The sequence below is a fragment of the Cognatundibacterium squillarum genome, assembly GCF_014652435.1.
In the GTDB taxonomy this organism is placed as follows: domain Bacteria; phylum Pseudomonadota; class Gammaproteobacteria; order Burkholderiales; family Burkholderiaceae_D; genus Undibacterium; species Undibacterium squillarum.
The window spans coordinates 194,580-200,685 of sequence record NZ_BMYU01000008.1; the positions used below are offsets into that span (position 1 = coordinate 194,580).

The following is a 6,106-nucleotide window of genomic DNA, read 5'->3' on the forward strand; positions in this document are numbered from 1 at the left end:
AACGATGGACATGCGTGTGTTTGATTTATTTAAGATAGGCGTGGGTCCATCCAGTTCCCATACTGTCGGCCCTATGGTGGCAGCGCGCCGGTTTCTGGTCGAAGCCGGTAATTTGCAGAATGTCACCAAAGTGCAGGCAGCATTGTATGGTTCGCTCGCGCTGACCGGTTCCGGTCACGCGACCGACAAAGCGGTATTGCTCGGTCTGATGGGTGAAACACCTCAGGACGTCGCACCCGATACCGTCGAAGACAAGCTTACACGTTTGTCCGACACTCACCAGATGCGCCTGCTCGGTGAATACACAATCAGTTTCAACCCTGCGACCGATATTATCTGGCACATGCAGGAAGTGCTGCCGGGACACCCGAACGGCATGAAACTGACGCTGACCCGTCAGGACGGTTCAGTGCATGAACAAGTGTTTTACTCTACCGGCGGTGGCTTTATTTACACCGAAGCAGAACTGTCCAGCAACGACAAAGTCAGCACTGACAGCAAACCGGTTCCTTATCCGTTCGCCACCATGGCAGATCTGCTGGCCCACGGCAAACGTACAGGTTTGTCACTGACAGCTATGCTGCGTGCAAATGAACTGGTGCATTGCTCTGAAGAAGAACTGGATGCCGGTCTCGACAGAATCTGGGCTGTGATGAAGGGTTGTATCGCACGCGGTTTGCAAATGACAGGCGAACTGCCTGGTGGTTTGAAAGTACAACGCCGCGCTGCAAAACTCTGGCAGGCAGCAAATGAATCCACCGACGTTTTACCACATGACGGTATGCATCGTGTGAGCCTGTATGCGATGGCGGTTAACGAAGAAAATGCAGCCGGCGGACGTGTCGTTACCGCGCCGACTAACGGCGCTGCAGGCATTATTCCTGCCGTACTGCGCTACTATGCAGAAGACTGCAAACCAAGCAACCCGCAACAAGGTGTCCGCAATTTCCTGCTGGCAGCATCGGCGATCGGTATGCTGTGTAAAAAGAATGCGTCGATTTCCGGCGCGGAAATCGGATGCCAGGGTGAAGTCGGCGTCGCCTGCGCTATGGCAGCAGCGGGTCTGGCGGCAGCTTTAGGCGGAACCAATGATCAGATCGAAGCAGCCGCTGAGATCGGCATTGAACATCATCTGGGTATGACCTGCGACCCGATTGGTGGCCTGGTACAAATTCCTTGTATCGAGCGTAACGGTATGGGCGCTGTAAAAGCGATTACCGCTGCTTCACTTGCTTTGCGCGGCGATGGCAACCACAAAGTTTCTCTGGACGAAGTGATTGAAACCATGCGTCAGACTGGCGCTGACATGCAGGCCAAATACAAAGAAACTTCGCTGGGCGGACTTGCTGTGCATGTGGTGACAGTCAACTACGCTGCCTGCTGACATCACACCGCCAATCAGCAAATTCACTTCGTCGCGGGTGGCACTGACTTCAGGCTCAGTCCACCCGTTTGCCATAATAAAAACGCCAGAATTCCAGCTTGGCCGTTTTCCGATGACTTCTCTGCCAATGTTCCCTGAGTCCAGAATTGCGGCCGAACACCCTTAGTCAGCAATTGCATCGCGCCAACCAGCTTCAGGTGCTCAGATGCGTCGACTGCTCCCGCGCTGTCCAGCCACAATCCGGGGTAAGCAGTTTCCCTGCGAAGCAAGTCATATAAATCGCCTCTGGCAGTTTCACGCGACTTACCAGCTCCGACCACTTTACCGGTCTGCAATCTCGTATCCGGCAATCCACTAACATAAGCGGCGGTAATTTTACCGGGCATACGCAACAGATATTCCATTACCAGTTGCTGATCGCTGACAGCATAGATAACGACACCGGAAGCGCCAAATCCCTCATGTTTCAGCCATTCCACCGCCTCATCCATCACGGAAAGCGTGGCACCGCTGCTGACTTTTCTGAGATCAAGTTGTGCAATAACGCCCCCCTTTTTAAGCCAGCCTCGCCATACCGGCGGCATGCCTGCATCAGCAATCATCTGAGTCGTCAGCAATACCGGCTGCTTACCGTCAAGCTCCAGATCCGACGCTGTCAGAATGCGCATTCCTGCTGTTTTATGCTTTTGCCATACTTGCCGTCCGCGCCATTCAGACATAAACACGTCAGTGGAAACCGACGGTAACTGCAACCACTCCGCGGATCTGCCATCCTGCAAAAACACCCAGCCCTCCGCCCCGTCTTTGTTATGCGCGAATACAGCAACACGATCGTTCACCGGAAGCGCGAGGTCCGGCCGATAAGCGTCCGGTAATGACAATTTTTGCGTTTTCTTGCCTTCTGCAGAGATGCGCACCATGTCGCCGCCTGCGTCATTTATCCAGAAATTCTTTCCATCAACAGCGTAAACAAGAGGCGTTTTGGTGAGTTCATCCTGCCAGACTTTTCGCGGTGTTCCGGAAACTTCCCAAACCTGACGCTGACCATTTTCCAACACCAGGAAAGTACTCTGATCCGCCTGCAACCGCAGGATTTTTCCGGCAGGTGCCTTTTGCCGACTCCAGACTGGCGTATTCTTTTCAAGCGCACCAATACTGGCTGAATGTATATTCAAAATCCGGCCATCTGCATCTGACTCAACCCAGGTCAGCGCACTTTTCGAACTCTGTGAGGCAACAACCGTCACCTTCGAATCCTGATGATAATCCCAGCGCTTAATGACCTTCGGTACCCGATCATTTTTCTCAAGCTGAATAAAATGCAATTCCTGCGAAAGCCGTGAATCGCGGCGCGGCTGATAAACAAATGACGAACCGCCATTCACCCACAGCATTGCAGTGCGTACATCAGCATCTTTCAGCGTTAATGGCTCTGCATCAGATTCAGTCACAGTAATCAGTAAAACATCAGCATTTATCCCGGACAACAGAATTGCAGCACGCTTTTTGTCGGAGGACAGGCTAATTTTTACGGGCCAGCGCTGATCACGAGCCACCCAGACAACGGACTCTTTACCAGTTTCAAACTCGCGCCGCACAATCCGCGCCCGGTTGTCAGTACCACGCTCAGAAAAATATGCAGCATCGGCATTCATCGCCACTACAGACTGAAAGCCCTGCTCCGGCGCCCTGCTACGAATGGCGTCAAGGGCATGCTCTGCCGGTAACCGCGCCAGTATCGCCATTCCGTATGCCTGTTGCTCACGCCAGTATTTCGACACTTCTGGCAGGTTCTTTTGTACGATTTTCACAAACGGGTCGCTTCCGGGTGGCAAACCGGCAGAGGTCAACGGAGCCGGTACCTGCAATGAGGCTATTGTCTGCGCTCCGGCTGACATTAAAACGACAGTCAGCGAAGCAATAAGAAAGCAGCACTTATGCAATTTAATCTTTCGTTTCATCTTTGAATTTCGCGCTTCGAACATCTGTTCCTGCGTTTTATCGCAAGTTCATCGCATCCAACATAGGAGATTGCTAACATTTCTGCCCAATTTTGGTTACTAGGGAAAGTAACAATTATGCAAACTGTACCGAAAACTGTGAATGCGGTGTTAACCAATACATTAATTGCTGCTACTATTGCGGTTGGTGTTGCCTTTCGGCTCTGGAATAGTCTGATACCATTCAATATTCCTGAATTTGCGCAATCTGCAAATATCGATGCCGGTAAGAATGCGGGGAAATCCGGGGTTCCGGTCAGCGACGGAAAAAAGTCCAAATCTGATAAAACCGACAACATTCCCACACCCCAGTCCACCAAACCGGATGCTGTCCGCACGTTGCGCAAAGGCATTCTTGTTTAGCAGTATCCATTTGGCGCGATAAACTTTTATCGTTTCCGTTGCAGTCTAACCAGTTTGTCTCTTTTTGTTTGCAGGCAATCATGTTTACACCTTTCAGAACAATTTGTTTAAGCGGCGTAATGGCTTTTGGCATAGTTTGCAGCACTGATGCATTCGCCATCACATCTGCATCCATGCAACAAGGGCAGCCCGACAAAGTTATGAGTGATACGACTCAGGACAATGCAAGTGCCAGTGCCACAGCGCAATCACAATCCACACTGGACCGTTCGGGACTGGACCGCGCTTCAGTTCACCTGCAAATTCTTCAGCAATCGAATGTGCATTTTGGCGACAGCGGCGCCAAAAAATCCCTGCCTTTCGACAAAAAAGCACAAATCAAGAGCACTCCGAACTCCTGAAGCAAATCAAAAGCCGGCAAATTCGCCGGCTTTATTGTTTCACAACGATCCCCGATCTATTCGCTTACTCAGAATGATCGATGTTGAAGTTTGCCTCACACCATCCATAGCGCCAATCTGATCTAACAACCGGTCCAAAGTCTCGGTTGTATCGCAACGCAGAGTCAGCATGTAATCGATCGCACCACTTACCGCACAAAGGGTTTCTGCTTCCGGTAACTGCTGTAAAAAGCGGATCAGCGATGCTGCGTATCTCGCCTCTACAGAAAGCCCGACATAGGCCCGAACCGCAGGCTGTACCATTTTCTGATTCAGACGAACCCCGTACCCAGCAATTATTCCGCGCTTTTCCAATGCAGCAATCCGCGCGATTACTGTGGTACGTGCGATACCAACCTGCCTCGCAATACTAGTGACCGGCAGGCGCGCATTATCCATCAGCAACGCCATTACTTTGTTATCAATCTCATCAAGCTCGGGCTTCATTTTGACAATATGTAGTGAAGATCAGTCGTTTTGTCTTATTGACTTCCAATATGACGATAATATGCGCTCTATTATCTGACAAAACTTCGCCATAGACTGTCAACTGAGCAGCAAAACAACAATCAAAGGAGACAAATCATGGCAACAAAACTGATACTGCTGGGTGCAGGCAAAATTGGCGATGCAATTCTGAATCTGCTGTCCCATACCGGCGATTACGAAATTACCGTTGCTGACCGTGACGAAGAACGTCTGAGTTATGTACAAAAAGCAGGCTTTCCGAATGTGCGTACAGTAAAAGCGGATCTCGGAGATCAGGAAGCAGTCACAGAATTAATTAAGGGCCACAAAGTTACATTGTCTGCATGCCCATATTTCCTGACACCTGTTATTGCAGGCGCCGCAAAACGTGCGAACTCGCATTATTTTGACCTGACAGAGGATGTCGAGAGTACACGCGTTGTAAAGCAACTCGCTGAAGACGCAGATTGTGCCTTTGTCCCGCAGTGCGGACTGGCACCTGGTTTTATTTCTATCGTTGCCAACGATGTTGCAAAACGCTTTGATACGCTGCGCGACGTCAGCATGCGTGTTGGCGCGCTGCCAACCTTCCCGAACAATGCCCTCAAATACAATCTGACATGGAGCACCGATGGTCTGATTAATGAGTACTGCAATCCATGCGAAGCGATTGTCGACGGTGAGTTACGTGAAACTGCAGCGCTGGAAGAAATCGAACATTTCTCGCTGGACGGTATCGATTACGAAGCATTCAATACCTCTGGTGGCCTGGGAACTCTGTGCGAAAGCCTGGAAGGAAAAGTCCAGAACCTGAATTACAAAACTGTTCGCTACCCTGGTCATCGCGATATCGTCAAAATGCTGATTCGCGATCTGCAACTGGGTAAACTCGAGCGCCGTCCAATCCTGAAGGAAGTCATGGAAACTGCAATTCCGATGACGAAACAGGACGTTGTTCTGGTATTTGTCAGCGTAGTCGGTATGCGTGACGGTCGTCTGGAGCAAGAATCCTACGCGAAGAAAATCTACGCTCAGGAAGTCAATGGTCAGCTGCTTTCAGCCATTCAACTGACTACTGCGTCCGGAATCTGCGCTATGGTTGATCTGGTGGTCACCGGCAAACTCCCGCAACACGGGCTGGTACGTCAGGAACAAACCGATCTGAAAGATTTCCTGTCTAACCGCTTCGGTCAGTACTACGCAAATTAATCTTCAGATAATGCTATTCTGATTGTTTGCCGGCGGGAGAACTTCCCGCCGTTTTTTGATTTAGCGGAATAAAACATCATGGATAAATCCACGCTTTCAAACATTGCTGAAAAACTCGGCATGGATCTCAGCAAGTACCTCGGTAACGACATCCACAGCATTTCCCCGATTTCCGGCAGCACCATGGCCAGCCTGCGTGCTGACACACCAGCGCAAGTGACTGAACGCATCAGCCGCGCACA

Annotated in this window: 6 protein-coding genes; 4 read left to right on the forward strand and 2 right to left on the reverse strand. The window is 50.6% G+C overall.

What is annotated here, in order from left to right:
- Window positions 1-4: 4 nt before the first annotated feature.
- A complete protein-coding gene (locus IE092_RS15500; RefSeq protein ID WP_189358099.1) occupies window positions 5-1,384 on the forward strand; it encodes an L-serine ammonia-lyase in 1,380 nt (459 codons plus the stop codon).
- 23 nt (window positions 1,385-1,407) lie between these two features.
- On the opposite strand, the gene IE092_RS15505 is transcribed toward IE092_RS15500, so the two are convergent.
- Window positions 1,408-3,195 carry a prolyl oligopeptidase family protein gene (locus tag IE092_RS15505; RefSeq protein ID WP_189358100.1) on the reverse strand — a complete coding sequence of 596 codons (1,788 nt, stop codon included), beginning with the start codon at window positions 3,193-3,195 and terminating at the stop codon, window positions 1,408-1,410.
- A 267-nt stretch (window positions 3,196-3,462) separates the two neighbouring features.
- Here IE092_RS15505 and IE092_RS15510 point away from each other — a divergent pair, with 267 nt between their 5' ends.
- On the forward strand, window positions 3,463-3,747 hold the full coding sequence (locus IE092_RS15510) for a hypothetical protein (protein WP_189358101.1): 285 nt from the start codon (window positions 3,463-3,465) through the stop codon (window positions 3,745-3,747).
- Window positions 3,748-3,947: 200 nt separating this feature from the next.
- On the forward strand, window positions 3,948-4,148 hold the full coding sequence (locus tag IE092_RS15515; protein ID WP_189358102.1) for a hypothetical protein: 201 nt from the start codon (window positions 3,948-3,950) through the stop codon (window positions 4,146-4,148).
- Between the two features lie 39 nt (window positions 4,149-4,187).
- On the opposite strand, the gene IE092_RS15520 is transcribed toward IE092_RS15515, so the two are convergent.
- Window positions 4,188-4,634, reverse strand: coding sequence for an Lrp/AsnC family transcriptional regulator (locus IE092_RS15520; protein ID WP_189358103.1), 447 nt, complete (start codon window positions 4,632-4,634; stop codon window positions 4,188-4,190).
- A 138-nt stretch (window positions 4,635-4,772) separates the two neighbouring features.
- Here IE092_RS15520 and IE092_RS15525 point away from each other — a divergent pair, with 138 nt between their 5' ends.
- The gene (locus IE092_RS15525; protein WP_189358104.1) at window positions 4,773-5,864 is read left to right on the forward strand and encodes a saccharopine dehydrogenase family protein; all 1,092 of its coding nucleotides are present in this window, start codon (window positions 4,773-4,775) and stop codon (window positions 5,862-5,864) included.
- The last annotated feature ends 242 nt before the right edge of the window (window positions 5,865-6,106 follow it).

Bases quoted from the DNA above. Each gene is read 5' to 3' on its own strand.
- IE092_RS15500 (WP_189358099.1), top strand. From the start codon at position 5: ATGGACATGCGTGTGTTTGATTTATTTAAGATAGGCGTGGGTCCATCC.
- IE092_RS15510 (WP_189358101.1), top strand. From the start codon at position 3,463: ATGCAAACTGTACCGAAAACTGTGAATGCGGTGTTAACCAATACATTA.
- IE092_RS15515 (WP_189358102.1), top strand. From the start codon at position 3,948: ATGAGTGATACGACTCAGGACAATGCAAGTGCCAGTGCCACAGCGCAA.
- IE092_RS15520 (WP_189358103.1), bottom strand. From the start codon at position 4,634: ATGAAGCCCGAGCTTGATGAGATTGATAACAAAGTAATGGCGTTGCTG.
- IE092_RS15525 (WP_189358104.1), top strand. From the start codon at position 4,773: ATGGCAACAAAACTGATACTGCTGGGTGCAGGCAAAATTGGCGATGCA.